Below are 1,993 nucleotides of genomic sequence, written 5' to 3'. Positions count from 1 at the left end.
CGGGCCGCGTAGCGCTCCCGCTGGACGCGGACGTGCTCGTCGTCGCCCAGGGCCGCGACCACGGCCGCCTGGGTCGGCGCGGAGGTCATCATCCCGCCGTGCTTGCGGATCTGCAGCAGCGGACCGAGGACCGCCGGATCGCCGGCCAGGAACGCGGCGCGGTAACCGGCGAGGTTGGACCGCTTGGACAGGGAGTGGACCGAGACGATCCCGTCGTACGACCCGCCGTTGACGTCGGGGTGCAGCACCGAGACCGGGTCGGCCTCCCAGCCCAGCTCGATGTAGCACTCGTCGGAGAGGACGAGGACGCCGTGCTCGCGGGCCCAGGCGACGATCCGGGTCAGCTCCTCCTTGGACAGCACCCGGCCCGTCGGGTTGGACGGGGAGTTCAGCCAGAGCAGCTTCAGGCCCGTCGGGTCCAGCTCGGTCGGATCGTCGTACGCCACGTGCTCCGCGCGGGCGAGGCGGGCGCCGACCTCGTACGTCGGGTAGGCCAGGCGCGGGAAGGCGACCTTGTCGCCGGGGCCGAGTCCGAGCTGGGTGGGGAGCCAGGCGACCAGTTCCTTGGAGCCGACGACCGGCAGGACGTGGTGGTGGGTGACCCCGCGGGCGCCCAGCCGGCGCTCCGTCCAGCGGGTGAGCGCGTCGCGCAGTTCCGGGGTGCCCCAGACCGTGGGATAGCCCGGTGAGTCCGCCGCGGCGATCAGGGCCTTCTGGATCGGCTCGGGCACCGGGTCGACGGGCGTGCCGACCGAGAGGTCGACGATGCCGTCGGGGTGCGCGGCGGCCGTCTTCTTGTACGGCTCCAGCTTGTCCCAGGGGAAGGTGGGCAGCCGGTCGGAGACTGCGGACACGGTTACGGGCTCACTTTCTGGTCCGGCGAACGCCTCGGCCCCGTACGGCGATCGGGAGGATCGGGCCGTACGGGACCGGGGCGGCACGTCGATGCGGGGCCGCTTCTGGCGGGACGGCTACGCCTGCGGCGGCAGCGCGGCGATGAACGGGTGGTCCCGCTCGATCAGACCCAGCTTGCTGGCGCCGCCGGGCGAGCCGAGCTCGTCGAAGAACTCGACGTTCGCCTTGTAGTAGTCCTTCCACTCCTCCGGAGTGTCGTCCTCGTAGAAGATCGCCTCGACCGGGCAGACCGGCTCACAGGCACCACAGTCGACGCATTCGTCCGGGTGGATGTACAAGGACCGCTGGCCCTCGTAGATGCAGTCGACCGGGCACTCCTCGATGCACGCCTTGTCCTTCACGTCGACACAAGGCTGCGCGATGACGTAGGTCACGCTGTCGTTCCTCCTCGATAGGGCGCTGGCGGGCCTCCTCAGGCTCCGCCGCCTGGCGCGCGGGAGCGCGGCGTCGTCGATGCCCGCCCCTAGTATCTCCGTTCCTGGGCATGATCCGAACAGGAGGGGTGAACTGACCTGTGGAAATCTCTGCCGCCGGGCGCCTCGAGGTCCGTATCACCACTGCTGACGTGGGAAAACGGGTCTCCGTACGGAGCTTGATCGAACATGGCCCCTCGGGTGAGAAGTTCACCGACACGGTCGGTGTTCTCACATCATGGGACAACGGTGTGCTGCGGATCACAAGGAAGAGCGGGGAAGGCGTCCGCATCGCGGAGTCCGCGCTGGTCGCGGGCAAGGTCGTACCGTCCGCACCGGCGCGTCGGCGTGGTCCCTCGGCCTCGTACGAGGAGCTGGCGCGGGTCTCCGCGCGGGCGTGGCGGCCCGTGGAGAGCGAGCGGCTGGGCGAGTGGGAGCTGCGGGCGGCCGAGGGCTTCACCCGGCGGGCCAACTCCGTCCTGCCGCTCGGCGACCCGGGCGTGCCGCTCGACGACGCGCTGACGGCCGTACGCCGCTGGTACGCCGCGCGGGGGCTGCCCGCGTACGTGCAGACCGCGACCGGCGCCGAGGGGGCGCAGGAGCTGCTGTGCGCGGAGCTGGAGCGGCGGGGCTGGGTGCGGGAGGTGACCGCCGAGCTGTGGACG

The 1,993-nt window shown here is 71.3% G+C and carries 2 protein-coding genes and 1 pseudogene; 1 reads left to right on the top strand and 2 read right to left on the bottom strand.

The genetic code is table 11. The features are described 5' to 3' along the window. Together B7767_RS29070 and fdxA are read right to left on the bottom strand one after the other, a co-directional pair. Window positions 1-854: bifunctional succinyldiaminopimelate transaminase/glutamate-prephenate aminotransferase (locus tag B7767_RS29070; protein WP_085574758.1), on the bottom strand; the 854-nt coding region annotated here is incomplete at its 3' end. Between the two features lie 117 nt (window positions 855-971). Beyond that, a complete protein-coding gene (gene fdxA, locus B7767_RS29065) occupies window positions 972-1,289 on the bottom strand; it encodes a ferredoxin (RefSeq protein ID WP_004926152.1) in 318 nt (105 codons plus the stop codon). Between the two features lie 140 nt (window positions 1,290-1,429). On the opposite strand from fdxA, the pseudogene B7767_RS29060 reads away from it, so the two are divergent. Then, window positions 1,430-1,993 (top strand): annotated as a pseudogene (locus B7767_RS29060) (GNAT family N-acetyltransferase); the annotation flags it as partial.

This window comes from Streptomyces sp. 13-12-16, from assembly GCF_002114215.1.
Lineage (GTDB): Bacteria > Actinomycetota > Actinomycetes > Streptomycetales > Streptomycetaceae > Streptomyces.
Note: the sequence above shows the minus strand (reverse complement) of the source record. Positions and strands in the feature narration are given on the sequence as shown.